Source organism: Halomonas sp. 3A7M (assembly GCF_014897875.1).
Taxonomy (GTDB): Bacteria; Pseudomonadota; Gammaproteobacteria; order Pseudomonadales; family Halomonadaceae; genus Vreelandella.
The window spans coordinates 1-26,213 of the sequence record NZ_JABUZD010000012.1 but is presented as its reverse complement, the minus strand read 5'-3'; the positions used below and the strand labels follow the sequence as shown (position 1 = coordinate 26,213).

Annotated in this window: 15 protein-coding genes and 1 tRNA gene; 11 read left to right on the top strand and 5 right to left on the bottom strand. The window is 51.9% G+C overall.

Translation table 11 applies throughout. The annotated features are described in order from the left end of the window. Nucleotides 1-437: 437 nt before the first annotated feature. From INT19_RS00640 to INT19_RS00595, 10 genes are all read left to right on the top strand, one after another. On the top strand, nt 438-3,368 hold the full coding sequence (locus INT19_RS00640) for a DEAD/DEAH box helicase (protein ID WP_193059317.1): 2,931 nt from the start codon (nt 438-440) through the stop codon (nt 3,366-3,368). Between the two features lie 31 nt (nt 3,369-3,399). Further along, nucleotides 3,400-8,412 (top strand): class I SAM-dependent DNA methyltransferase, encoded by a 5,013-nt coding sequence (locus INT19_RS00635; protein WP_193059316.1) that lies wholly within the window; start codon nt 3,400-3,402, stop codon nt 8,410-8,412. Nucleotides 8,413-8,511: 99 nt separating this feature from the next. After that, nucleotides 8,512-9,006: a hypothetical protein gene (locus tag INT19_RS00630; RefSeq protein ID WP_193059315.1), complete on the top strand. Its 495-nt coding sequence runs from the start codon at nt 8,512-8,514 to the stop codon at nt 9,004-9,006. A gap of 583 nt (nt 9,007-9,589) precedes the next feature. Then, nucleotides 9,590-10,198, top strand: a complete 609-nt coding sequence (locus tag INT19_RS00625) for a hypothetical protein (RefSeq protein WP_193059314.1) — start codon at nt 9,590-9,592, stop codon at nt 10,196-10,198. A gap of 108 nt (nt 10,199-10,306) precedes the next feature. Next, nucleotides 10,307-11,674, top strand: a complete 1,368-nt coding sequence (locus tag INT19_RS00620) for a MotA/TolQ/ExbB proton channel family protein (protein ID WP_193059313.1) — start codon at nt 10,307-10,309, stop codon at nt 11,672-11,674. Between the two features lie 8 nt (nt 11,675-11,682). Further along, nucleotides 11,683-12,216 carry a hypothetical protein gene (locus INT19_RS00615; protein ID WP_193059312.1) on the top strand — a complete coding sequence of 178 codons (534 nt, stop codon included), beginning with the start codon at nt 11,683-11,685 and terminating at the stop codon, nt 12,214-12,216. Between the two features lie 2 nt (nt 12,217-12,218). Next, on the top strand, nt 12,219-12,950 hold the full coding sequence (locus tag INT19_RS00610; RefSeq protein ID WP_226912942.1) for an OmpA/MotB family protein: 732 nt from the start codon (nt 12,219-12,221) through the stop codon (nt 12,948-12,950). Then, entirely contained in the window at nt 12,947-14,059 is a 1,113-nt protein-coding gene (locus INT19_RS00605) for an HNH endonuclease (RefSeq protein WP_193059311.1), read from the top strand. The genes INT19_RS00610 and INT19_RS00605 overlap by 4 nt, the downstream gene beginning before the upstream one ends. 57 nt (nt 14,060-14,116) lie before the next feature. Continuing rightward, nucleotides 14,117-20,572 (top strand): DEAD/DEAH box helicase, encoded by a 6,456-nt coding sequence (locus tag INT19_RS00600; RefSeq protein WP_193059310.1) that lies wholly within the window; start codon nt 14,117-14,119, stop codon nt 20,570-20,572. A gap of 1 nt (nt 20,573) precedes the next feature. Further along, nucleotides 20,574-22,703 (top strand): UvrD-helicase domain-containing protein, encoded by a 2,130-nt coding sequence (locus tag INT19_RS00595; RefSeq protein ID WP_193059309.1) that lies wholly within the window; start codon nt 20,574-20,576, stop codon nt 22,701-22,703. Here the strand turns inward: INT19_RS00595 and INT19_RS00590 are convergent. The 4 genes from INT19_RS00590 to INT19_RS00575 all read right to left on the bottom strand — a co-directional run bounded on the left by INT19_RS00590 (nt 22,700) and on the right by INT19_RS00575 (nt 25,406). Beyond that, entirely contained in the window at nt 22,700-22,918 is a 219-nt protein-coding gene (locus tag INT19_RS00590) for a BPSL0761 family protein (RefSeq protein WP_172515350.1), read from the bottom strand. The two genes, INT19_RS00595 and INT19_RS00590, sit on opposite strands and share 4 nt — an antisense overlap. A gap of 74 nt (nt 22,919-22,992) precedes the next feature. After that, nucleotides 22,993-23,949: a TraI domain-containing protein gene (locus INT19_RS00585; RefSeq protein WP_193059308.1), complete on the bottom strand. Its 957-nt coding sequence runs from the start codon at nt 23,947-23,949 to the stop codon at nt 22,993-22,995. Continuing rightward, nucleotides 23,936-25,174 (bottom strand): Arm DNA-binding domain-containing protein, encoded by a 1,239-nt coding sequence (locus tag INT19_RS00580; protein ID WP_193059307.1) that lies wholly within the window; start codon nt 25,172-25,174, stop codon nt 23,936-23,938. The genes INT19_RS00585 and INT19_RS00580 overlap by 14 nt, the downstream gene beginning before the upstream one ends. After that, nucleotides 25,167-25,406, bottom strand: a complete 240-nt coding sequence (locus INT19_RS00575) for a hypothetical protein (RefSeq protein WP_009098524.1) — start codon at nt 25,404-25,406, stop codon at nt 25,167-25,169. Before INT19_RS00575 ends, INT19_RS00580 begins: the two co-directional genes overlap by 8 nt. A gap of 152 nt (nt 25,407-25,558) precedes the next feature. Between INT19_RS00575 and INT19_RS00570 the strand changes: the two genes are divergently transcribed. Then, a complete protein-coding gene (locus INT19_RS00570) occupies nt 25,559-25,771 on the top strand; it encodes a helix-turn-helix domain-containing protein (RefSeq protein ID WP_193059306.1) in 213 nt (70 codons plus the stop codon). A gap of 175 nt (nt 25,772-25,946) precedes the next feature. On the opposite strand, the gene INT19_RS00565 is transcribed toward INT19_RS00570, so the two are convergent. Continuing rightward, nucleotides 25,947-26,023, bottom strand: a tRNA-Met gene (locus INT19_RS00565). Nucleotides 26,024-26,213: the final 190 nt, after the last annotated feature.

The following is a 26,213-nucleotide window of genomic DNA, read 5'->3' as shown; positions in this document are numbered from 1 at the left end:
GAAGGTCAGCTTTTCAGGTACCATTTTGGAAGCGGCTGTTGGTGTTGGTTTTTGGTGTAAGGCCCTGAAACGTTAACACTTTCAGCCGCTTTCTTTTATACCCTGTGAGAAATCCGGGCTAGAGCAGCAATTACTACTGCCGCTTAACTACGCTTTAGGTGCTAGCATCGATATCCCGTGATGCATGGTCAATTAATTCAACCACATAAGGTGCAGGGCGCATTATTTAGCCCAGCTAGTCCGGGGCTTAACTGAAATTACCTAAAGTATTTGTAGGGCAGTGCCTATATCCGTGCTCAGCATAATGATAATCTCATTATTATTAATGTTTTCTCACTATTTAGCATGACAGACAAAGTGCGACACGGAATGTCGGAGCCTTCGCTTACACTCCTGATACCCCTCTGGTCGCCTTTGGTTGAAACAAGGAAACAGGCATGTCAGCTCTCTACGCCCCCGGTGCACGCGTGGTCATTCGTGACTGTGAATGGATTGTTCGACGCGCAGATGCCAGTGATGACGGCGGCTATATCCTAACGGTGGATGGCTTGTCAGAACTGGTCAGTGGCAAAAGCGCACGCTTTCTGACCAAGTTGGAAGAAGCTGAGAACGCTATTCGTGTGCTCGACCCCGCCGAAACCCGCTTAGAGCAAGACCTGACACCAGGCTTTGAAAAAAGCCGCCTGTTTATTGAAACCCAGCTGCGCCAGATCACCCCAGCAGATGACAACATTCACCTGGGCCACAAGGCCGCGATGGACCCCGTGCCTTACCAGCTAGACCCCGCACTGCAGGCGCTGAAGCAGAACCGCCAGCGTATTCTGATTGCGGATGCGGTGGGGTTAGGCAAAACCCTAGAAGCCGGCATTTTAATGACCGAGCTAATGCGACGTGGCAAAGGCAAGCGCATCCTGGTGCTCACGCTGAAAAGCATGATGACCCAGTTCCAAAAAGAGATGTGGAACCGCTTTACCATCCCGCTCACGCGGCTAGATTCTGCTGGGCTTCAGCGGGTACGCAACAATATTCCGGGTAACCACAATCCATTTTACTACTACGACAAGTCGATTATCTCCATCGACACCCTCAAGCAAGACAACGAATACCGCCGCCACTTAGAACAAGCCTACTGGGACATCATCGTGATTGATGAAGCCCACAACGTAGCAGAGCGCGGTTCAAGCTCTCAGCGTGCCAAATTGGCTCAGCTGCTGGCAGGGCGTTCAGACACCCTCATTATGCTCTCGGCTACGCCCCACGACGGCAAAGCGCGTTCTTTTGCTAGTCTGATGAACATGCTCGATCCCACGGCGATCTCCGACCCCGACGACTACGCAAAAGAAGATTTCCGCGACAAAGGCTTGGTCATTCGCCGTTTTAAGAAAGATATTCGCGACCAGGTGCAGCAAGAGTTCAAAGAGCGGGTAGTGAATGATATTTACCTGGATGCCTCGCCTCAAGAAGAAGCCGCCTATCAAGCGTTATTAGAGGTGCCTTTCACCTACAGGGGTGAGCACAGCGCCACCAAAAACGGCCAGCTAGTGCGCATTGGTTTGCAAAAATCCCTGTTTAGCTCGCCAGCAGCGGCCAAAGTGTCGGTTGAACAACGCATTAAAAAGCTAGCAGGCCGTGGGTCTGAGCATAAGCAGATAAGCGAAGACGAACAGCATGAAATTCAATCGCTGCAATCGTTACTGTTAGCGCTGCGAAACGTCACGCCAGAAAGTTTCAATAAATACCGCGAACTGATCAAGCTGCTGAAAAGCAGCGCCTTCGGCTGGAAGAAAACCAATACTGAAGACCGTCTAGTAATTTTTTCCGAGCGCATTGAAACGCTTAACTGGCTGCACAGCCAGCTGATTGATGATCTCAAACTTAAAGAAGATGCTCTGCGGATACTGCACGGCGGCATGAGCGATATCGAACAGCAAGACATCGTGGAAGCCTTTGGTAAGCAGGAAAGCAAGCTGCGCGTGTTGCTATGTTCCGATGTCGCAAGCGAAGGCATCAACCTGCACTACCTGTCGCACCGGCTAGTGCATTTTGACCTGCCCTGGTCGCTGATGGTGTTCCAGCAGCGCAACGGCCGGGTAGATCGTTACGGCCAAACCGAAACACCGATCATTACCTACCTGATTAACCAGAGCGATAACCCCCAGGTGCGCGGCGACCAGCGCATTCTTGAAATCCTCAAAGAGAAAGACGAGCAGGCCTACAAGAATATCGGTGACCCCGCCACCTTTATGAAAGTGCACGATGCCGAAGCCGAAGAAGGCCTGACCATGGAGGCCATGGCCACCGGCACCGATGCCAGCGTCTTCGATGCCCAGTACCAACCCGATGCCACCAACGAAGGCGACGACCTGCTGGCGCTGTTTCTTAACCCAGAAGCAAGCACGCCCAACGCAGAAGAAGCTGAACAGCACACGCAGCAAAAAACCAAACAGCGCTACAGCCTGTTTGCCAGTGATTTCGCCTTTGCCCACCAAGCGTTAGAAGCCATTAACCGTGAGCGCAAGCAGGTGGCATTTAGCGCTAACCAAGAGCGGCAAACACTGACCCTAACGCCTCCGGACGACCTCGACTACCGCTTTCGCTTTTTACCGCCGGAAATTCGCCCTCAAGATGGCAGCCTGATTCTCACGGCCGATAAAGCCCGCTTTGAATACGAGATCCGCCGCAGTCGGCAGGACGAAAATGCCTGGCCCAAGCTGCACTATTTATGGCCCCAGCACCCCGCCATACAGTGGTTGGAAGATAAGCTGCTGGCCCAAGTAGCCCGTCACAGTGCGCCAGTGCTTGCCCTGCCGGATGTCCAAGCGGTTACTCAAGCGCTACAGCCGGATGAAAGCGTCTTTCTAGTCAGCGGGTTGATTCCCAACCGCAAAGCCCACCCGGTTATTTGGCAATGGTTTGCTATCCGCTGCCGCACCTCACAAGCGCAAGGCGTGATAGAGATACAAAGCGCCGAAGAGTGGCTGCAGCAGTTGCAGCTGAACAACAAACTGCCCAACCGTGCTCAGCCGATCAATTTAGCCGCATTAGAAGCCCTTCGCCCGGCAGTGATTCAGGCCGCCAACGCCGAAATGCAGCAGCGCCAGCAGGCCTACGCCACTGCCAAACAAGCAGAGCTTGCTGAACAGCTAGCGGCGCTTAACGCACTAAAAAGCCGCCAGGTTAACCAGCTAAGCCTTCAGTTAGAGCGCTCCGGCCAGGCCGAACACTTTAAAGCCGCCCGCAAGGAAGAGCGCATGAACCGCATCGAGCGGGTGTTCAGCGAGTATGAAACCTGGGTGCAAGACACCCTGACCATCGAGCCGGTGCCGTTCATTCAGATCATTGCCGTGTTTACCCGGGAAAACGACTAACCGCCCGGGTGGGCTAAGGGAGCAATACCAGATGGCCGTACAAGAAACCGTCGCCACGTTCGTAGGCTTAACCAACGACAACGAATTCTTCAGCGCGCACTACCTGGCAGAAGTATTCCAGGGCGACTTTGCCAACACCATTGAAGAGTGGAACAGCCGCGAAGACACCGCCAAACAAGCAGGCAGGGAAGACCCAAGCCCCCACCGTGGCCTGCGTAACCTAAACCAGCGCTACTTTGCCTTGCGTCACAGGCTCAAGAGCGAGCGCAGCGCCGCCGAACGTATCCGCCTGCAGCGGGAGTTCTTTCAAGCGCTGATGAGCGTGCTAGGCATACCCTATCAGCCAGAAAACCGCGAAATTGCCCCCAATGCCGAGCTACCCGTGCTCAGCGTGCTGGGCGACCAGCTCTGGGTGCTAGGGGCGCTTGATGCCAACAACGAAGGCGAAGACCCGCTCTCCCTGGAGCTGCACAGTAACCAGTTCTTCGGCCCCGGCCCGCACCACGACAAGCTGAAGAACACCAGTTGGTACAGCATCCTCAACGACGCGGTGTTCCGGCAGTCGGCACCTTGTAACGAAAATCCGCCGCGCTGGGTGCTCTTGTTGAGTGATCGCCAAGGCATTTTGATTGACCGCTACAAGTGGTCGCAAAACCGCATGCTGCGCTTTGATTGGGAAGAGATCCTTGGCCGCCGAGACGAAAAAACCCTAAAAGCCACCGCCGTGCTGCTGCACTGGGAAAGCCTAGCGCCCCCTGAAAACGGTGGAAAGCAAGGCCAGTGCCGGCTAGACAGCCTGGACGAAAACAGCCACAAGCACGCCTTTGCGGTCTCCGACGACCTCAAATACGCCCTGCGTCATGCCATTGAATTGCTCGGTAACGAAGCCGCCGCGCAGCTCATCGAGCAGGCCCGCGAGCGCAAGGAAGGTATCTACAGTGGCGAAAATGCCCTAGACCCCGACCAGCTCTCCAAAGAGTGCCTGCGCACCATGTACCGCATTCTGTTTCTGTTCTACATCGAAGCGCGGCCAGAACTCGGCTACCTGCCCAGTAATGATGAAACCTGGCGCATGGGTTACAGCCTGGAAAGCCTGCGCGAGCTGGAAAACGTGCGCCTAACCACCGAAGAGAGCCGCCGTGGCAGCTACTTCCATGAAAGCCTGCAGCGCATGTTCCGGCTCATTTACGAAGGCTACACCATTAACCGCCAAGGCAGCCTGCACGAAAGCACCGCCAACGCCTTTACGCTGCAAGGGCTGGATAGCCACCTATTCGACCCCGCCAAAACCTCGCTGCTTAACCGCGTTACTTTCAGCAATGAAACCCTGCAGCAGGTGATTCAGAGCATGTCGCTGACCCGGCCCACCAGCGGCAGAAAACGCCGTGGCCGCGTCAGCTACACCCAGCTCGGCATCAACCAGCTAGGCGCGGTGTACGAAGCCCTGCTCAGCTACCGGGGCTTTTTCGCCACCCAAGACCTGTTTGAAGTCGCCCCCAAAGGCAACAACATCAACCCCGACGAACTTGATACTGGCTACTTTGTTACCCGCGAACAGCTAGAAGAGTTCGACGACAAAGAGCGCGTGTACGATCTGAACAGTGATCGCCGGAAAACCCTGCGCGTCCACCCCAAAGGCAAATTCATCTACCGCATGGCAGGGCGCGACCGGGAAAAATCCGCCAGTTACTACACCCCGGAAGTGCTCACCAAAAGCCTGGTGAAGTACACCCTCAAAGAACGCCTGACCGAAGACATCACCGCCGACAACATCCTCCAACTAACCGTGTGCGAACCCGCCATGGGCAGCGCGGCCTTCTTGAACGAAGCCGTCAACCAACTGGCCGAATCCTACCTCACCCGCAAACAGCAGGAACTGGGGGAGCGCATTCCCCATGAAGACTACCCGCGCGAACTCCAGCGGGTAAAAATGCACATTGCCGACCACAACGTCTACGGGGTCGACCTCAACCCCATCGCGGTAGAGCTAGCGGAAGTCTCCCTGTGGCTGAACGCCCTGAGCGGCGGCCACAACGTGCCCTGGTTTGGCTACCAACTGTTTACCGGCAACAGCCTGATTGGCGCCCGCCGCGAGGTGTACCCCGCCAGTGCGCTGAAAAAGCAGCACAAAGATGGCCTGTGGTACAACACCGCCCCGCGCCGCCTAGCGCCGGAAAGCCTGCTCGCCACACAAACGCCAACCGCAGGCGGGCGCAACGCCAATGAAATTTACCACTTCCTGCTCCCCGACCCCGGCATGGTGGGTTACAGCGACAAAACCGCCAAACAGCTGCGGCCAGAGGCGTTTAAGAAAATCAAAGCGTGGCAAAAAGCGTTTTGCGCCCCGTTAGACGAGCAGGAAATTAAAACTCTTCAGCTACTCAGCGAAGCGGTAGACCGCCTATGGCGGGAACACACCCAAATGCTGGCGCAAGACCGCAAACGCACCGAAGACAACCACCGCCTATGGGGCCAGCAGGGCGGCGACGAATACCACACCAGCACCCGCGAAAAAGACGACATACGCACCGGCGGCATTTTTAACACCAACGCCCGCATTGCCTCGCCGTACCGCCGCCTTAAGCTGGCGATGGATTACTGGTGCGCGCTGTGGTTCTGGCCGCTGGAAAATGTCAACCAGCTGCCCGACCGCAGCACCTGGCTGTTTGAACTCAACACGATTTTAAATTCTCAAGGCACCTTCGAGTTCGCCCCCGCTCAAGAAAGCCTGCTAGGCAGCCAGGGCGAAAGTGCACCCGCCACCGAAGAAGCCAACCCCTTCGCCAAACCGGTGGAAGACCTGTTCGCCGCCGACGAGCTGCAGCAAACCCTGCGTGCCGAAACCCGGCCCGAAACACAAGCCGCCCGGGAAGTCAGCAACCAGCGCGGCGATCTAAACCTGGAAAAGCTGTTCAAAAACCCCTTCTTCGCCAACCTAAAGTTTGCCCACCAGCTAGGCGAGCACTACCGCTTCTTCCACTGGGAACTGGCCTTCGCCGACATCTTTGCCAACCGCGGCGGCTTCGACATCACTCTGGGTAACCCGCCCTGGCGCAAGGTGGAATGGCAGGAAGGCGGTATCCTCGGCGACCACAACCCGGCCTTTGTGCTGCACAAACTCAGTGCCAAGCAACTGACCGACGAGCGCGAGGCGGCCTTCGAACGCAGCCCGCAACTGCAGCAGGCCTGGTTTGATGAGCTGGCGGAAGCGGAAGGTTCGCAGGCGTTTCTCAATGCCACCCAGAACTACCCGCAGCTCAAGGGTGTGCAGACCAACCTGTACAAATGCTTCCTGCCCCGGGCCTGGGCCAATTTGAACGGACAGGGCGTGAGTGGCTTTCTGCATCCGGAGGGGATTTATGATGATCCCAAGGGTGGGGGATTCCGTCGGGAGGTGTACAACCGTCTTCGTAGGCATTTCCAATACACTAACGTACGTCTGCTTTTTGCCGAAATTATGATATGGGTGAAGTTCTCGGTAAACATCTACGGTCCTTGCCGAGACGAACCAAAGTTCGATTCCATCTCGAATGTGTTCGACCCCTCAACAGTAGATGCATGCTATCAAAGTGATGGCTCTGGACCCGTGCCCGGGATTAAAAGCGGTATTGGAGAGGAGGAGAGCTCAAAGGGCAGCTGGGAGTTAACTGGCCACCGCGACCGTATTCTCGAAATCGGCTGGCACGAACTGGCCCTGTTCGCCCAGCTCTACGACGAAGCCGGCACCGATGCCCTGGAAGCCCGACTGCCGGCCCTGCACGCCCGGCAGCTCACCAACGTACTGGAAAAATTCGCCGCCCAGCCCCGGCGGCTGGGGGATCTGAAAGGGCAGTACTTCTCCACGGTAATGTTCGACGAAACCTATGCCCAGCGGGACGGCACCATCACGCGGGAAACCCGCTTTCCGGAAAACCCGGAACAATGGATACTCTCCGGTCCCCATTTCTTCGTTGGTAATCCGTTTTACAAAACTCCGCGACAGGAATGCAATACACCAAGGGCCTACGATCCTCTCGACCTGCAAACCCTGCCGGACGACTACCTGCCGCGCACCAACTACATCCCCGCCTGCGACCCCGCCACCTACCGCGACCGCACCCCGCGCGTGCCTTGGGTGGAAGAGGGCGAGCACCGGGAGCGGTTGGTGACGGAGTATTATCGGTTTGTCACGAAGTTTCAGCTTTCTCAGTCGGGCGAAAGAACTTTTTTGAACACGATAATTGCACCCGGGCTTGGCCACATAAATACGGGTGTGAGCTATACATTCAGAAGCGTGGACGACTTAATTAACTTCTCTGCGTTTTCAATCAGTCTGGTAGCAGATTTTTATATCAAGGCTACAGGACGACCTTCGTCGCAGAGCATAGTCCACACTCTGCCAGTCCCAAGCCTTCCTTCTAGTGTGAAAGCTAGGGCTTTGGCGCTGCAGAGCTTGACGAACATTTACGCCGACCTCTGGCAATCCAACTGGCAAGACAACTTCCGCCAACAACATTGGGCCACTCGCGAACCCATCGCCGCGTTGCCCCAGGACTTCTTTGCCAACCTCACCCCCGAGTGGCAACGCCACAACGCCCTGCGCACCGACTACGCCCGCCGCCAGGCCCTGGTAGAAATCGACGTCCTCGTCGCCCAGGCCCTCGGCCTCACGCTGGAAGAACTGCTCACCATCTACCGTGTCCAGTTCCCCGTGCTGCAACAGAACGAAGCCGAAACCTTCTACGACCAGACCGGCCGCGTCGTCTTCAGCGTCAACATTGGCATAGCAGGCGTAGGCCTGCCCAGAAAAGCCAACAAGAAGGAACTCACCGAAGGCACCTTCTACTGCATAGACGCACCAGAAAGAAAAGAAGACGACATCGCCCTCGGCTGGGAAGACATCCAGCACCTGCAGGAAGGCAGCGTTTACAAAACCTATAAGGACGACACGCTTCCGGGTGGGCCGGTGGAGCGCACCGTGGCATACAAAGCCCCGTTCTTCAAGCCAGATAGGGAAGAGGATTATCGAGTGGCTTGGGGGATTTTTGCCGGAGCTGAGCAATAAAAGAATTTGGCATGAAGCCAAATGCGCGACCGTAGGGATCGCGTAGTAAAAGAGTGGCAGAAGCCACAATGAAAACATGAATCAAAAGGGATCATTGTAATGAAAATGCTTAAATTAGGCTTGATAGTGTCCGCGCTTGGTTTTTTAGGAGGTTGTGCTGCTGCTGGGGTTACCGGACTGCCTAGCGATACGGCTGAGAAAAATTTCGTATTCGATAAAGAGTTCGATAACGTGTGGGAGGCAACGGTAGAGTGGTTTGCCAGCAATAATACGCCTATTGATAATGTTGATAAAAACTCAGGGCTTATATCTTCAAATTATGGCCTAAATCCAGGCTCAGGGATAATAAATTGTGGCCAGCCGACGGGCAATGTAGGCTTATTACAAGCTAATTTCGAGGATGTTAACGCAAATATTAATGTGATTGTCCGTGATCAAGGGGAGCAACAGACGAGAGCGACAGTAAATATTTTTGGTAAAGCACTTGTTGTGGTTAGAAATGGCTATGGTCAAGTAATGAGCAGTGCCTCTGTTGATTGTGTGTCGACGGGTAGTTATGAAAAAAGCTATCAAGATTACGTCGATAACTACTAAAATTTTGTCAGCACCTTTTTAAGAGGTGCTGTGTTCATTTTATTAATAAAATAATTGGCTTATAAGCAGGCTTAAAATGAAAGAATTTAAAATTTACATGCATCCAGCCGGAATGCACGAAGCAGTTAAGCAGGGATGGTCTTGGCCAGGATTCTTTTTTGGCCCTATATGGGCGCTGGTCAAAAAATATGGGGTTTGGGATCTATCTTACTGGTAACTGTAATTGTGCTTGCACTGTTCCCAGCCAGTTCGGATATAGGACTGCTAGCTTCGTTGGTAAACTTCGGTATCTATATTACATGTGGTTTGAACGGTAACAGCTGGCGCGAAAAGAACTTAGTCTCCCGCGGGTATGAATGTCAGAAGTTGGTTGAGGCCGCTAATACAGATAAGGCAATGGCCATTTACTTAGGTGATGAGGCTTAAAATTCACAGTATTGAAGTGGGAGGTTAATTGAACAGTGCGGTTATGCAGAAAATTAGTGTGTTGGGAGTGTTTAGGAGGCGGAGCGATGAAAGCTAACTATAAACATTCAGCTTTATTTAAGGGTCGTTAGATAAGTTTCAGGATTTGGAGCGATAAATGTTAAAAATACTAAAATGCTTCAGCAGGGAAGAGATAGATCCTTCAGGTTATGTTTATTATGCCAGGTTTCAAGAATTTGGTGTTAAGTTTTATGTTATTGGGTTTTCTAAGGAGGAATCGCTTGAAAAGCACTTGACTGAATATGAAAACGGAGAGGGTGAGTGTATTGATAAAATTTTCTTCTTCACTTTTAGAAGTGATGGGTGGGACGTTTGTCAGCGTATGTTTGATATTTTGAAAAAGAAGAGGAGCTTTAGAAGGTATGGAAAAGAACCTAGCTTACCATTTTATGGTAAAGATCAGTCTAATGTTTTTGCCTACGATGTTTTAGGGCTAGATGCAGAGCTCTATAAACTGAGTAAAGAAGCTGAAGCCAGTAGGCAAGACGCAGGTTTTGGTTGTCTCGTCATTTTTTTAGGACTAGTGCTAATTCCTTTTACTGCAGGTGTTTCGATCATATTAATAATTGTTTTTATAGGGTTTGTGGCAATGCATCCCTACTTAACGAAACACGCTAAAGAAATAGAGGGAAAAGCAGCTCCTGAGCTACCTCCGAAGCTTCAAGGGTTAGTCGATGCATTAGTTTCCAAGCGTGATTTTCAATAATGCTTACCGCATGTCTTGATAGTGGCTATGCATAGGCTAACGTTAAGTTCACTGATTGCTAATATTAATTAATTTTGATGGGTGGTTGATGCTATGACGAAATCTTTGATGTCAGTTTTTGAATCGCTTTCAGCAAGCAGTGTGACTAGCGTTTTTGTGGCGATAATTTTGGTAGCCGGCATGCTCTGCTTTTTGTTTTATTTAATAGGCTGGTTCAAGCGTTTAACAGCCTATGCCTCTAGTTTGCTCACATCATTAGGTATTCTTGGAACTTTTACCGGCATCATTATTGGCCTAATGCACTTTGACGCAAGCAGTGCTGAAGCTATTGATGCCAGTATTTCTGGACTATTGGATGGTCTAAAGACGGCGTTTATTACTAGCTTGGTGGGTATGGCGGCAGCGATTGTTTACAAAATACTAACGTCTACTATCCCACCTGTTCCTGAATGGCGCCGTCAGCAAGATAGCAGCGCTTCTCAAACGAATGAAGATGCGACGGGTAATGACCTGCTACAGGCGATTCAGCTAGGTAATGAGCAGCAAGCCACGCACCACACTGAACAGCAACTAGAGCTAGAAAAACTGAATAAATCGCTCACCGGTGAAGGCGATAGTTCGTTGAGTACCCTAATCGGTAAGCAGCGCTTGGAAAATCGTGAGTTTAACGAGGCACTTTGTAAGCGGTTAGATGCTCTTCAAGAGACGAATCACGCCATGGCAGAGCGATTAGCTGCTCAGCAAACGCAGCTGGCGGATGATATGGCCGCGTCTCACCAAACGGCGAGTGAGCAACTTGCCGCGCTACAAACAGTGGTATCGGTAGTCAGTCAGCAGCAGGAGCGTTTCGAGCGTTTCGCTACAGATTTGGAGCAGCAGCTTAAAGATTTTGCCGAAATGCTGTCCAAATCAGCCACTGAGCAGATGATTGAAGCGCTGAAGAACGTGATTGCAGAGTTCAATGACAAGCTGACTGAGCAGTTTGGTGAAAACTTCAAAGCGCTGGATGCCTCGGTGAAAAAGCTGGTTGACTGGCAAGAGAACTATAAAGAGCAGCTAGGCGAGATGCGTGCCCAGTTTGATCTTTCCGTTAAGGCGTTGGCTGATTCAGAACAATCAGTAAGCCATATTAGCCAGTCGGCCGCCACCATCCCTGAAACCATGTCAGGGATGCAGGTGTTGCTGGAGACATCGCGCCATCAAATTGATGAACTAGAGCGTCATTTAAGCGCCTTTGCAGAAATGCGCGATAAGGCGGTTGAGGCCGTGCCGCAGATGCAGCAGCAGGTTGAAGCGAGTATGAAAGATGTCACGCAGGCTGCCACTACCGCCAGCGAGCATTATCAAACGCTGTTGACAGACTCTGACCACTACATCAAACAACACAATAAATCGGTTGCTGAGTTCCTCTCAAGCTTCACCACGACAACGAATGAAAGTACAGCCAAGCTGCGCTTGAAAGTGCTGGTGAACTGAAAACGACGTTGAGCGAAGGCACAACGAGCATCGGCACTGAATTACAGCGTCAGTCCAACGAGCTTGAACGCCATTTCAATACGTCCAGCCAGGGGTTGGAAAAGAGTACGCAGTCATTGATGGAAGCGTCAGAAGGTTTTACGAAAGAAACCCAAGCGATGCTTGAACAGCTCAAACAGGGTGGGGTCGATGCCGGCAAGCAGATCGAAACTATCCAGGCCCAAGTAAAAGAAAGCACTGAGGAGATGCAAAAGTATCTGACACGGAGCTTTGATGAGATTACTGCCGCGCAAGCTGAGCAGATGAATAAGGCGTATCAGCAAATGGCGGGGTTAATTGAGGACGCCGCCAAAAAAGGTAAAGAAAGCGTACAGGAACAGGCACAGCAGCTTGATGAAAGCATGCAGGAAGAAATCAATCGCGTTATGCAAACCATGGGTACGGCACTAGCACAAATTGCCGGGCGCTTTACTGAGGACTATCAAAAGCTCACCGCACAAATGCAGCAGGTTGTTGATAGCGCCCGTGATGGAGGACGTTGAGCATGAGCTGGATACAGCGGGTGTTACCTCCATCAAAAGTGCAGAAAGCAACAGAAGCTGATGAAGAGCATCATTGGTTGTCTGTTTCGGACCTAATGGCCGGGCTAATGATGGTCTTTTTATTTATTGCCGTGGTGTTTATGCGCAATGCCTGGGTGGAAAAGGAGCGCGTTACGGAAGTGGCCGTGGCGTATCAAGAGAACCAGGTGGCGCTTTACCAGGCATTGATGGCTGAGTTCGAAGACGATCTTGAGCAATGGGAAGCGGCGATCGACGATACCACCTTGTCATTCACATTTCAGTCACCAGAGGTCTTGTTTGCCACTGGTTCGACAGAGCTACAGCAGCGCTTTCGGGATATTTTGGCAGATTTTTTCCCTCGCTACCTAAATGTGTTAATGCAGTTTTCAGACTCTATAAACGAGGTGCGCATTGAAGGCCATACCAGCAGTGTCTGGGGCATGAATACGCCCGAAGATGAAGCCTATTTTAACAATATGGAGCTTTCGCAGGGGCGTACGCGCACGGTGTTGAATCATGTGTATGGACTGGATGAGGTAACACCGCTAAAAGGCTGGGTAAAAGCCAACGTCGCTGCCGTTGGGTTCTCTTCTTCACGTTTAGAGTTAACGGGTGAAGGTATAGAAGACCGAGAAGCCTCACGACGCGTGAGTTTTCGTGTAATCACCAATGCCGATACGCAAATCCGCAAGATTCTGGAGCAAGGCGGATGAAGCTGACCGTTGATCTCTCGGCCCTGCTTGCCCAGCCTAAGAAGATGGGCGATACGGTGGTGGTAGAAATTAAAGAGACGCGCTTGCCACCGCTTTCACGCGAAGGTGTGCAGTTACAATCGTTGGACGACTTACGAGTCGTCGACGGCCTGCTAGCACATGGCAATACTCAGGTGGTGCTTTATATTCAAGATCATAGTTTCAAGTATGAACGCGCATTGGTGTCACCGCGTGATGCTAATCGGTTTCATATTGCGGAATGCAAAACTATTCAAGATATGCGGGCGTCTGGAAGATTTGAGCGTTACGTTGTCACCAATAATGCTTCTGGCAAGTTCTACGCAACAAATGGCCACGGCGGAGGGGAGTATATCGAGCTTAATGTGTGTATGAACTGTTTGGAAAAGCTCAATTATCAAGGATATCGTCAGAAAATAAAATCTGAGCGCTATCAAATGGTTAGTCAATTCCAAGCGGAAGAGTTCTTTGAGAAATACAGTTCATTTTTCGGTAGTTTTCCCAGCCGACAAGCAGGTGGCAAAGATGGCTATACCGACGATTGGGCTGCCATCTCTCGTCAAATGCGCGAAGCAGCAAATTTTTGTTGTCAGGAGTGTAAAGTCGACCTTTCTGCTCATCCGCGCTTGTTACATACCCATCACATCAATGGTGTAAAGCACGATAACAGTCCACGTAACCTTAGTGTGCTGTGCATCGACTGCCACAGTAAAGCGCCAAATCACGAACGTATGCATGTGCCTCATAAAGACCGCTTAACAGTTGCCCGATTGAGGCGTGAGCAAACCCAAGTGAAAATAGGCTCAGGTTGGGATGCGATTGCTAAATTTGCAGACCCTGCAGTTGAAGGACTCATATCACAATGCCGTGCCGTTGGTGTGCCAGCACCGGATGAGTGTGGTATCGATATTACGAATGAGTCTGGAGAGGTAGTAGCCAATCTAGAATTGGCTTGGTGGAAAGCCAAAATAGGAGTTGTGATACACGACAAAGATGCAGAAGTAGCGCGCCGCCAGGGGTGGCGAGTTGACAAAGTTAACTACACGATTGAGCACGCGCATGAACTTAAAGCGGCGCTCTCTAGGTGTTAATTGGTTGAGATAAGAGAGTATCTAACCACTTTAAAAAGATCACAAGAAGGAACTCCTATGATCCCCGGCCTACTTGCTAGCGAAGTATCTGCCGCCCTGCGTGAGTTTATTATCACGGGCTTTGAAACCGAAACGGCACCTTTCAAAGGTGAGTTTCAGCGTTTAGTGGAAGAGCAGCAGGGTGGCGAGGCGTTTATCAAAGGGCCGTATATTTCGATAGGCTTGCCGTTCTTGACGGGGGCGGCAGGTCGGGATTTCTTCAAGGGATTTGAAACTGAGTTTCCTCCTTATGCCCACCAAGAGCAGGCGTGGCAGCGCTTGGCCTCTGACCGGCAAGCGGCCAATACCCTGGTGGCGACGGGTACGGGTTCTGGTAAAACCGAGTGTTTTATGTACCCGGTGCTGGACCACTGCCAGCGGGTGGGTGGCCCAGGCATCAAAGCCATCGTCATTTATCCAATGAATGCGTTGGCCGCCGACCAAGCCAAGCGGTTTGCCAAAGAAGTTCACCAACAAGCAGCGCTGAAAGGCCTACGGGTAGGGTTGTTTGTAGGCGGCGATGGGCAGGGCAGCAAGGTAATGGGGCCAGAGCAGGTGATTACGGATAAAGACACCCTGCGCAACAGCCCGCCTGATGTCCTGCTTACCAACTATAAAATGTTGGACTACCTGCTGATGCGTCCCAAAGATCAGGTGTTATGGGCACACAATGGGCCTGATACGCTGCGCTATTTAGTGGTGGATGAGTTACATACCTTTGATGGCGCCCAAGGGACAGACCTCTCTTTGTTGATCCGCCGTTTACGTGCTCGCTTCGGTATGCAGCCCGAGCAGCTTATTTGTGTGGGTACTTCTGCAACGCTTGGCGGTGATGATAGCGTCAACGGGCTGCTTTCCTATGCGGGGGATATTTTTTCCAGCCCGTTTGGGCGTGACTCGGTCATTGCTGAACAGCGTATGAGCGATACCGAGTTTTTGGATAACATCGCGTTTTTGAACCTGAACCCTGACATTGGCCCGGAAGAGCTGCAGGCGGCGCTGCAAGAGGGGCTGGATGCGTATTTGCATACTGCGTATCAACTGTTTTTCAGTAAAGCGCCTGAAGAGGCATTATCTGCCGAGTTAGGGCGCAGGATATTAGGGAGTGAATTAAAACAGCATGGTCAGCTTGCCAACTTGCTGCGTCAAATAAAGCTGGGCACCGGTACCCCTGCCTTTCATGAGCTGGTAAGCAAGTTGGCAGCTCAAGTACCGCAGCGTTTTGCCCGCCAGCCTGAGCAGGCATTGTTGGCACTGTTATCGTTAGCGGCCCATGCACGAGATAAGGTAGGGCGGCCCTTCGTTCAACTGCGTATGCAGCTGTGGTCGCGGGAGCTACGGCGGATTGTGGGTACGTTGCGTGAGCCTGAAGTAGCGGCTGCTACCTTCATTTCAGAAAGGGAGGCGCCTGAAAAATATGAACAGGTGTCGGAATGCCCGCCACTGTTGTCGTTTGGTGACGACCAGCCGCCTAAAGATCAGTCTCAGGTGCGATTACCGCTAGTACAGTGCCGTGAGTGTCATGGCACTGCGTGGTTAACCCGAATGGAGGGAGGCGCTGTAACAGACGATGTGGTGGAAACGGAGCTTCAGGCCATTTATTCCAGCTTCTTTAGCCACCATGCGGAAACCACGCTGTTGCTGCCGTGGCAGCAAGGTGAAAAGCAGTCGCCTGCAGGCAAGGTGCTGCATAATTTTAAGGTGTGCCGCCAATGCGGCAAAACAGCAGCGGCGGACTTTGCCGGTGCATGTAAAGGGTGCCAGGCAGGTAATGAAGCGTTAGTGCGGGTGAGCAAACCTCATCAACTGAAAGAGGTCACCCGTGGCACGGTCAATCGTGTGGTTCACGAGCACGACTGCCCCTACTGTGCGGCCAAGTCGTCGCTGATTGTGTTTGGGGCACGGGCGGCTAGCCTTAGCGCGGTGGCGATTCATCAGCTGTTCAGCAGTCGTGATAATGATGACCGTAAGCTGCTAACGTTCAGCGATTCGGTGCAGGATGCCACCCATCGCGCAGGGTTCTTCGCGGCGCGTACTTGGCAAAATAATGTGCGAATGGCGCTTACCCAACTGCTGGAAAGCCAACCTGAGCCGTTACCTATTTTGCAGCTGCCAGAGCAGTTTGAAGCGTTCTGGCTGAACCATGCTGAGCAACAAGGGCGGCTAACACTGCCTTATTATCTACGCGAGTTTATGCCCCCCGATCAGCGCTTTAGCGCTGATTTTGAGCACTTTGAGCAAACCGGTGAGGTGAAGTCGCCAGAGCGTCTGCTACCGCTAATTCGTCAGCGCATGTTGTGGCAACTATTGGAAGATTTGGCTTGGCGCGCTCAGGTGGGACGTTCGCTTAATCGGCTTGGTATCGCGGCGCTAGATTGGCCGTTAGCACAGGTTGAGCAAGCGGCTGCTCACTGGGCTGAAGTGGCTGATAATACCTTGGGCTATCGAATCGACCGTGCGGCGGCGGTGGGTTTAATGGTGGGCTTGATGCAGCACTTGGTGGCGCTGGGGGCTGTCGGCTTAGAGGATTTACGCTATTACCGTGAAAAGTCGGGCACGGCGTATTTGCTCAAGTTTTTGAACTATGTGCCTCCTTTGGGGCCTGGCTCGCCAAGGCCTCAATATCCAGCCACTGGTAACGGTGAAGGGTACGAACCGCTCTCCCATAGCCAAAACGTGCCTTCGTGGTACGAGCGTTGGTTAGCATGCTTAAACCCCGATGCACTTGTTGACAAAAAACAGCGTGAGCAAGTAATAGTGGCTGCGTTGGATTCGCTTTGCGCGACGGGGCTTGTGCAGCAAGAACACAATGAGCGTGGTGTGACGCTATGGGCATTAAACCCTGAGCAGCTGGCAATTACGTGCAATATCCAAGCAGTCGAATGCCCAGGGTACCGGCCTTTGCATGTGCCCGCAGGTCATGCGGCTCTTTGGTTAGGGTTGCCACTGCTTAATGCGTCTGACCCGCGGCGTGTATACGAGCATACGCGGCCGCTGCGTGATTCGCTCTATCGCACGCTTTTCCGGCATGGTGAAATTCATCGGGTAATTGCCCATGAGCATACCGGCCTGCTGGCCAGCAGTGACCGCACTCGGGTAGAAAACAGCTTTATCAAAGGCGATAAGCCCTGGGAATATAACCTGCTTTCCGCGACGCCAACGCTTGAAATGGGGATTGATATTGGCGATCTTTCCAGCGTTTTGCTGTGTTCAGTGCCGCCTGCGCAAGCCAATTATTTGCAGCGGGTAGGCCGTGGGGGACGCCGGGATGGCAATTCATTTGTATTGACCGTGGCGAATGGCCGCCCTCACGACTTGGTGTTTTATGCCGACCCAAGCCGAATGTTGGATACTCCTGTTGAACCCCCTGCGGTTTTCTTAAAAGCGCGCCATGTTTTGCGCCGCCAGCTGTTAGCTTACGCGATGGACTGCTGGACGCGCGGGGCAAAAGGGGAAAATGTCGTGCCTTCGAGGATGCAGCCAGTCTTGGATGCCGTCGAGAAGACACAGCAAGATCGTTTCCCGTACACACTGTTGAACTTTATTGAGCACAACATGCAGGAGGTGTGGGATGGTTTTGTCAGGCATGTGGCAACTGAATTAAGCGATGAAGACCAAGAACTCTTGCGCCAATACTTGTTTGGTGGCCCGCAGCATAGTGAAGACCACCTGCGGCTCTATGTGTTGAATCGGCTCAGAGTCGTCGCTGATGAGCGCCAGCGAATGGCCGATACCATTAAAGAGTTGGATAAGCAGTTGGAAAAACTGCGTAAGCAGCCCCAGGACGAGCATACCCAAGCAGAAATAGTGGAGTTAGAGCGGGAAGCAGCCGGCTACCGGGGTATGCGTATCCGTATGAATAAGCGCGAAACGCTGAATTTCTTTACCGATGAAGGCTTGTTGCCGAATTATGCGTTTCCTGAGGAGGGTGCAACGCTTCACTCGGTGATTTTTCGCTCTGATAAAGCTGTCGCCGCCAGCGGCGCCGAGCGTGAGTTCATCAAGCGTGAATATGAGTACCAGCGACCTGCCCAGGCGGCACTCACAGAGCTGGCGCCTGAGTCGGTATTTTATGCGGGTAACCGCCGAGTTACGGTAAGCCGCGTAGAAACGGCTAAGGGGCGTAATATTCAAGATTGGCGCTTCTGCCCCCGCTGCCACTACTCCGCCCCGGCGGATGATCCTAGTGCAGGGTTTAACAGTAAAACCTGTCCCCGTTGCCACACTACTCAGTGGTGTGACCAAAGCGCTCGTACCAAAATGCTGAAAATGACTCAGGTATATGCGTTCACCAATGCGAAAGATGCCCAGTTGGATGACCGTTCTGATGATCGCGAGCCGGTGTTTTTCAATAAACAGATGTTAATTGACTTTGCACTGTCAGATATTGCGATTACTTGGGTGTTGGATGATAAAGATAAGCCCTTTGGTTTTGAGTTCATCCGGGCGGCTAACTTCTTGGAGGTGAATTTTGGCCGACGAGAAGGCGAGGAGATGTATTTTGATGTGGCTGGTGAGCATATCCAGCGGGCTGGTTTTCCAATTTGCCGAGAGTGCGGCTCGGTACAAACCAAAGCGGCAGCGGCCGGTAAAAAAGAGGCTGAGCATCTAAAATCGTGCCGTTATTCCCGTGGCCCTAAAAAATTAGCGAGCGGTAAAGAAGATAGCGGTATCGAAAATTGCTTATATCTTTACCGGCGTTTTACCTCGGAAGGTTTGCGTATTTTGCTTCCCAGGTTGGCAACAGGAGGAACAGAGGAGCAGGTGAACTCCTTTGTAGCGGCGCTACAGCTGGGTTTAAAACGTCGTTTTGGAGGCAAAGTTGACCACTTGCGGGTGGCGCACCAAAGCGAGCCGATAGGGGAAACTGATGAGCGTCGGCACTTTATTGTGCTGTATGACTCAGTGCCTGGCGGTACGGGCTATTTACACGAGCTGCTAAGCCGAGCGGACAACATGCAGGCGGTGTTTCAGATGGCTTATGAAGTCATGGAGCGCTGTGACTGTTACGACAACACGATGGATGGCTGTTACCGCTGTTTGCTGGAGTATCGCAATGCCTATGGCATGGAAAGTACCAGTAAAGCGCTGGCGCTGGAAATGCTAAAGGATATTGTGAAAGGCGGCCATCAGTGGGTTAAAAACGAAGAGTCTTTGAGTGCTTTGGGTGGCAACCCATGGATAGATAGTGAACTAGAAGCGCGTTTCCCAGAAGCTCTGGCGCGTTTTTCCGGTGCGCCCTGCGTAGCTGAGCGCAAGGTGCGAGTATCTCAGGATGTGGTGCGTGGTAAGCATGGTTATCGGTTAACCATTGGCGAGGTGGGCTATGAGCTGGAACCGCAGGTAGATCTGGGGGCTGCGGAAGGCGTTCAGTTTGCTAGCCGCCCAGATTTTGTGATGTGGCCCGTGCGTAGCGAGCTCGCGCCGGTGGCTATTTTCCTGGATGGCTACCAATACCATGTTCACGCTGTTAGCAATGACCTGCTTAAACGCCAAGCGCTGATTCATGCTGGTTTTGTGGTGTGGTCGCTAAATTGGTACGACATCAATAGCGTTCTGGGCGATAAAGCGATGGATGTACCCCTACCGGCAGGAATGACCTCTCCTGAGCATAATCATCAAGCGATAGCGGGGCTGGCCAAGGTGGCGGGGGTTAGCAATGCTGCTGAACATTTGGGTCAAACGACTTTCGAGCTACTGCTGCATTTCCTTTGTGAACAGAATATGGATGCCCTAGCGAAGCAGGCATTACTGTTTCTATTCCAGTGTTTGCCTGGTAAATCCCTGGCTGACCCCGCTATTAAACAGCAGGTACAAGATAACCTAAGTGGGCTACCTGCTTCGTTTACTGATTTAACACCTGAGCCAGTCGCGCTAGCAGGCAGTGTAACGCTGTTAGATCAGTCCGGCCCAGCCACGCTAACGCTGGAGGTGGTGGCAGCGAAAACACTGTTAACGTCAGCAGATGTAGCCAGTGCGTTGGTGACGCTTGGTTATGATATGCACAACAGCAGTGAAGAGGCTGCCCGGTATCAGTGGCAGCGATTGTGGACAGCGTTTAATTTTCTGCAGTTCTTGCCAGTGTTCTACGCATGGATGCCAGAATCAAAAAACAGTGGTATCGCTGCGGGCCTACTTTGGCCACCACAGCAGCTATCTTCAGCGGATGCTTCTTCCTGCCAGTACCCTGAATGGTTCACGCTGCTAGATGAGCCCCTCGCAACCGCCCTCAAAAGCCACAATATCGTATGGCCAGCGCAGGCGAGAGTCGCAGAGGAGCTGACAGCCGGAGAGTTCGATGAGGTAGTGGGGGAGGTAGAGTTGCAATTTGACGTTTACAAGGTCGCACTGCTGTTAGAAGAACTAGAAGATCAAGCCGCTGCAAGGCCTTACTTGGAAGCGGAGGGTTGGCATATTTGCACGTCTGCCGATGCGTTGGCAGCCACCTTACTTGAATTGGACTCAGGAGCTTGAAATGGTCAGCGTAGCCTTCTCTGAAAAGTATTTTGAAAGCTTGCTAAAGCTCACACCTAACGAGCAGAGCCAGGCAAACAAAGCAGTGATGCTGTTTCAGCAAGACCCTCAGCATGGTGGGTTGCATTATGAACGCCTGACCGCTTTTAAAGATAACAAGCTGCGTTCCATTCGTGCCAATCAAGATGTACGCATAATTTTGGCTGCTGCTGAAAAAGAAAACCTTTATCTGATGCTGTATGTAGACCACCACGAACCGGCGTATACGTGGGCGTCAAAGCGCAAGGTAGAAGTGAACCCCAATACTGGTAGCTTGCAGATGTTTACGGTGGAGGAGGGGGTATTAGAGCCGCCTGCTCATCAGCCTGCAGCGCCGGTGGCGGCTGGCTTATTTGATGCTATCCGTGACCGGCAATTAATGCAGCTAGGTGTGCCGGAAGAAACAATCCCGCTAATACGTAGCATGAAAATTGAAGCAGATCTTGAGACTGCCCGCGTTAACGATCAGCTTCCGCCCGATGCTTATGAGGGGCTGTTTATGTTAATGGCCGGAGCGAGTTTTGAAGAGGCGTATCAAGAAACCGTGCCTGCAGCACCTGACAGCGTGGATACGGACGACTTTAGTGCTGCGCTAGCACGTCCTGAGTCTCGGGCGCACTTTGCAGTGGCAGAGAATGAGCAGGCGCTGCAAGAAGTGCTTAACCAGTCGCTGGAGAAATGGCGCGTCTTTTTACATCCCGCCCAGCGTCGCTTAGCGAATGGCGATAAAAATGGCCCTGTACGTGTGTTAGGTGGGGCGGGTACTGGCAAAACGGTGGTGGCGATGCACCGTGCTAAGTGGTTAGCAGAACGGCTTGTGGAGCAGTCGGAAGCCAGTGAAAGCCATGTGCTATTCACCACGTTTACCCGCAATTTAGCGACTGATATTCAGCAGAACCTAAATAAAATATGCTCTCAGGATGTATTGAAGCGCGTTGAAGTCGTCAATCTTGATGCCTGGGTGGTGAGCTTTCTCAAAAAGCTAGGCTACGACTACGGTTTGCTGATGGACGCTAAAGAAGAAAACAGACTGTGGAATGACGCTTATTCCGAGAAGCCTGCCAGCTCTGATCTGACGCTGGCATTTTTTAAAGAAGAGTGGTCTAGAGTGGTTCAGCCTCAGTCTGTCACGACGCTTGATGCCTATAAAAAAGCGTCGCGCCTAGGGCGTGGTACGCGCTTAAACCGCCAGCAACGCGTGGAAATTTGGCCTGTCTTTGAGCGCTACCGTCATCTATTGGCCAGTAATCATCTTAAAGAAGCAGATGACGCTTATCGTGATGCTCGCCAGCTCTTGGAAGCGAACCCTGACCTGCGGCCATCCATCAGCTCCGTCATTGTTGATGAGGCGCAGGATATGGGTACTCAGGCGTTTATGCTACTGAGGGCTTTAGTGCCTGAAGGAAAAAACGACCTGTTTATGGTAGGTGACGGGCATCAGCGTATTTACGGTAAAAACAAAGTTGTACTGGGCCAGTGCGGTATTAATATTCGCGGCCGCAGTGCGCGGTTAAAAGTGAATTACCGCACCACCGATGAGACGCGTCAACTGGCGGTGAGCGTGTTGGAAGGCGTGGCTGTTGATGACTTAGATGGCGGTGAAGATACTCAGGCGTTTTATCACTCTTTGATGCACGGCCCTGCGCCAGAAATACGCTGCTTCGATAGCATGGACGAGCAAGCTGAGGCGATATTAGCGTCTATGGAGGGCAACACGTTAGCGCCAGAGACCTGCTGTGTGATTGCGCGAACGCGTAAAGAGGTCACAGAACTAAAGCATGCGTTGGAAAGTCGTCAACAGCGATGTCATTTATTGGACGGTCGTAGCACGCGCACGCCAGATGGTGCGCTTAACCTTGCCACTATGCACCGAGTAAAAGGCCTTGAGTTTGATGCTGTATTCATCGCCTCGGTTAATCGTGGACTACTTCCGCTCGATTTTGTAATGAGCGCTGCCGCAGATGCTGTTACCCGCCGCCAGCGAGAGAACGAAGAGCGGGCTTTGGTGTATGTCAGCCTTACGCGCGCACGAAAACTGGCCTTTGTATATGGTTATGAGCAAATGAGTGAGTGGTTTAGCGCAGGGTTTTAATAAGTCGCATTAAATACAGGCTGAAAAATTGTTCCCTCAGACAAATGCTGCTCGACACGGGCAGCTTCTAATATTTCTCGCTCTGAGGGATAGTGCCGCAATAGTCTCTTTGCTTCTACGCGTACGCCTTCAGGAAGGTGTCTACTCTGGCTAAGTTCGGCCAGGAATTTGTGAGTTTGGATAATGGCGCGTGTGCGCTCACTTGGAGTGGTCATAGAATTTACTCCTGATGAGAAAAAGCCACCACAAGTAATAATGACGGCTTTTACAGTGTTAAAACGCTTCGATGTTATGGCGTTAACGAGCAGGCTAGCTGAGGCTGCCAAAAAATATTTTGTCCAATCCGGCTAAAGCCCCACTGGCTTTTGCTACGAAACGCACGCTGTTGGTTATCTGTCATGGCGCTTTGCCCATCTGCATCACGAATGTAACGAGCAAGTGTCATGGCGGCTGGCTGGCCATAACGCGCGCCCGGGGAAGCGCATGTCCAGATATGGCGTAAGGTCATCGCAATGTTAGGCTCATGTTGGTCTAAATAGGCAAGGCCATAGGCACACGCTTCTAGCGTAAACGCATCGTGGCTACAGAGCTTCCACGCCGCGTTAGGCTTGCCTTTCGAGTCGTAGGTATACGTCTTACCAATATCGTGCAACAGCCCTGCTACAAAGCACGTTTCCTGCATCAGGCGCGGCATAGCGGGCTCATTTAAGCGCAGCATGGCAACAGCATTATTCGCGACGTTCAGCGAATGCTCTAGCAGCCCACCTGGATAGGCGTGGTGGTAGGCCACGCTGGCGGGTGCATTCAGAAACGCCTCGATACGGTCCTTACGTTCCAATACCCGTGTTAAAAAACTGCGTAAGTGCTCCGATTGCAGAGACTGTACGGTCTTCACTAATTGATCGAACACCGCTGGTGCGGGGGCGTACACACGTGGTAGCGATTGTAGCGTGTCCAGTGAGTGGACTTTCTCACGGGTCGCCTTGCGGAACTCATCAAGTAGGAATTGGCCCGATAAGCACTTTACTCCTGATGCAGTAACAAAATCCAAATGGCCAATGCGCTCAGGAACGTGTGTCTTTGCTAAATTCAGCATTGCGATACGATCACCTTCGCAGTCGCTTAGCCGAAGCTTTAGAAAAGGCGTTTTTGCATTGTCGAACTCCACCACGCGCCCCGTAAGGCGATAAGTGCCAGTAAAAGTGCGAGACAGGTGTGCTGGAGCTTGTTGATTAGGCCGTTTCATGGCGGTGCTCCTTCTCGGGCTTGGTAGACGTGGCATTGCCTAATAAACGCTCGAAAGCAGAGCCGTCCATACGTGTGGCATTAGGCACATAGCGGGAATAAACCTTAAACAGCATCTCGGTTGAGCTGTGGCCTAACATGCGCGCTACCCACTCTGGGTTCTCACCCGAGGCTAGAAACAGCGTCGCGGCAGTATGGCGCGTTTGGTACGGGCGGCGTTTCGTCAGCCCAAGCGACCTCAGCAAGGGATACCACACGCGCTTTGTCACGTTATTGTGATCAAGCGGCTGCCCCAGTTGATTGCTGAACACGTACTGGCTCATACGCCCGGTGGCGGCATACTGCGTTTTTAAGGCGTCGTATACCGGACCAAACATGGGAATTTCACGCTGCGAGCCATCGGTCTTGGTGTATTCGGTCTCTCCGTTGATTAACGTCTCGCGCACTAAGATTTCCCTCTTTGCGAAATCTACATTCTTCCACTTCAATCCATCGACCTCACCGGTACGCATACCAGTAAAAAAGCGCGCCGTGTAGTAGTTACGATAGTCGGGGCGCACGTTATCAATGATGCGGTGGACTTCATGGAGCGAGAAGGGCTCTATGTGCGTCTTCTGTAGCTTTAAGGGTTTGATATTTTTGTAGGGCGTCTCGAAATCGAATCGCTCGGCGGCCTCATCCAGCACCATGCGAAGAATCGTCATATGGCTGTTGATAGTCTTTGGCGATACTAGCCCTGTGGTGCCTCGTCCCTTGCGCTTGGCCAGCTTGGCGCGAAACCCCATGATGTCAGCCTTGGTTATATCGCCGACGGGCTTTTTACCGAATGCGGGCTTAAGTGAGCTATCCAAGATCGAGTTCACGTTACGTACATGAGAAGAGCGCCACTGGATCTTGCTCTCTTCAAACCACTGCTCGGCAAAGTCGTTGAAGAGTGGTGTTTCTACCTGCTGCGATATGCTCTCAGTGGTTTGCGTAGCCACTGTAGAGTTGAGAGTAGCCTGCGTAGGCGCTAGTTTTTTTAAGTTTTTGCTGCCAGGAAAAAACTCGGCATAATCGAAGTCATCTAGCAGGATTTTGGCTTCTATCTTTGCAAGCAGTTGCTCTACTTTTTTTCGGTTGGCAGGTGTGTCTTTCAGCGCGGTTTGTTCACGCAGCCGCAAGCCTTGATAAAAAAAGTCTAGGTAGAGCTTACCCGTCTCTTTACGTTGGCGGACTTTACCCATGACTAAAGCCTCCGTTGGCCATCGGAATGGATAGGTTTTTATGGGTCGCCTTCAGCATTTCTTTTTCAACGGCTTCCCAAAGGAACAAAATTTTGCGGCGGCCAAATGGTTTGATGTAGTGGGTGCCCTCAATAAGAACGCTATCTTTTAATTGCTGGCGGATGGTGCGGCAGTCGTACTTAATGCGCTGAGCAAGCTCTTCGGTCGTTAGGTAGGTATATGATGCTTCCATCGAAAACCTCCATGAGGGGTGGTATTCTGCGTGACTAAAAGGCATTCCAAATATCAGAATGTCATCCTGAGTGACATTTTAGACAGCAAAAAGCCATTTGCAAGATTTTTTTGCCATTCTGGATGACAAAAAATGTTTTAAGGAGGTTTTTGATGGTTCGTTGTCATCTTGCGCGCTTGATGGGTGAGCACAAAATGAAGATCGTTGATGTGGCGCGTGAAACGGGTTTGAACCGCAATACCATCACGCTGCTTTACAAAGAAACAGCTCAGCGCATTGAGTTAGACGCGTTGGATAAGCTATGCAAGTTATTCAACTGCGGGGTAGGGGATTTGCTCGAATTTGATGACGGCCAGGAAAAATAAACAATCACAAAGCGATAGGGCAGTCGGTTGCCTGAAGGTCGTAGAGGAAAATTCCTGAGGAAAAGAAAAAGGCCAATGTGTCACATATACGTCACAGATGTGTCACAGGAAGTTAGCCAACAAACAAACATAAAAAAGGCAGATCAGTAAGTAACTGATCTGCCTCTCAAAATATTGGTAGCGGGGACCGGATTTGAACCGATGACCTTCGGGTTATGAGCCCGACGAGCTACCAGACTGCTCCACCCCGCATCAACGTGTGGCGTATTCTACGCATTTTTAGCGCGAAGTCAACCCCCTGCATAAAACGCTTATATTGTTAGGCACGACCTTCATCGTGCTGCAACATTGGAAGAGTAAAGCTATGCTTCCAATAGGGATAACAAAAAGCTTACTGTCACCTGAATCCGTGAGACCGGCCCCCGGAAGCACTTCTAACCCA

What these genes read in the sequence shown, in the direction of transcription:
- INT19_RS00640 (WP_193059317.1), top strand. Translation starts at nt 438, where the DNA reads ATGTCAGCTCTCTACGCCCCCGGTGCACGCGTGGTCATTCGTGACTGT.
- INT19_RS00635 (WP_193059316.1), top strand. Translation starts at nt 3,400, where the DNA reads ATGGCCGTACAAGAAACCGTCGCCACGTTCGTAGGCTTAACCAACGAC.
- INT19_RS00630 (WP_193059315.1), top strand. Translation starts at nt 8,512, where the DNA reads ATGAAAATGCTTAAATTAGGCTTGATAGTGTCCGCGCTTGGTTTTTTA.
- INT19_RS00625 (WP_193059314.1), top strand. Translation starts at nt 9,590, where the DNA reads ATGTTAAAAATACTAAAATGCTTCAGCAGGGAAGAGATAGATCCTTCA.
- INT19_RS00620 (WP_193059313.1), top strand. Translation starts at nt 10,307, where the DNA reads ATGTCAGTTTTTGAATCGCTTTCAGCAAGCAGTGTGACTAGCGTTTTT.
- INT19_RS00610 (WP_226912942.1), top strand. Translation starts at nt 12,219, where the DNA reads ATGAGCTGGATACAGCGGGTGTTACCTCCATCAAAAGTGCAGAAAGCA.
- INT19_RS00605 (WP_193059311.1), top strand. Translation starts at nt 12,947, where the DNA reads ATGAAGCTGACCGTTGATCTCTCGGCCCTGCTTGCCCAGCCTAAGAAG.
- INT19_RS00600 (WP_193059310.1), top strand. Translation starts at nt 14,117, where the DNA reads ATGATCCCCGGCCTACTTGCTAGCGAAGTATCTGCCGCCCTGCGTGAG.
- INT19_RS00595 (WP_193059309.1), top strand. Translation starts at nt 20,574, where the DNA reads ATGGTCAGCGTAGCCTTCTCTGAAAAGTATTTTGAAAGCTTGCTAAAG.
- INT19_RS00590 (WP_172515350.1), bottom strand. Translation starts at nt 22,918, where the DNA reads ATGACCACTCCAAGTGAGCGCACACGCGCCATTATCCAAACTCACAAA.
- INT19_RS00585 (WP_193059308.1), bottom strand. Translation starts at nt 23,949, where the DNA reads ATGAAACGGCCTAATCAACAAGCTCCAGCACACCTGTCTCGCACTTTT.
- INT19_RS00580 (WP_193059307.1), bottom strand. Translation starts at nt 25,174, where the DNA reads ATGGGTAAAGTCCGCCAACGTAAAGAGACGGGTAAGCTCTACCTAGAC.
- INT19_RS00575 (WP_009098524.1), bottom strand. Translation starts at nt 25,406, where the DNA reads ATGGAAGCATCATATACCTACCTAACGACCGAAGAGCTTGCTCAGCGC.
- INT19_RS00570 (WP_193059306.1), top strand. Translation starts at nt 25,559, where the DNA reads ATGGTTCGTTGTCATCTTGCGCGCTTGATGGGTGAGCACAAAATGAAG.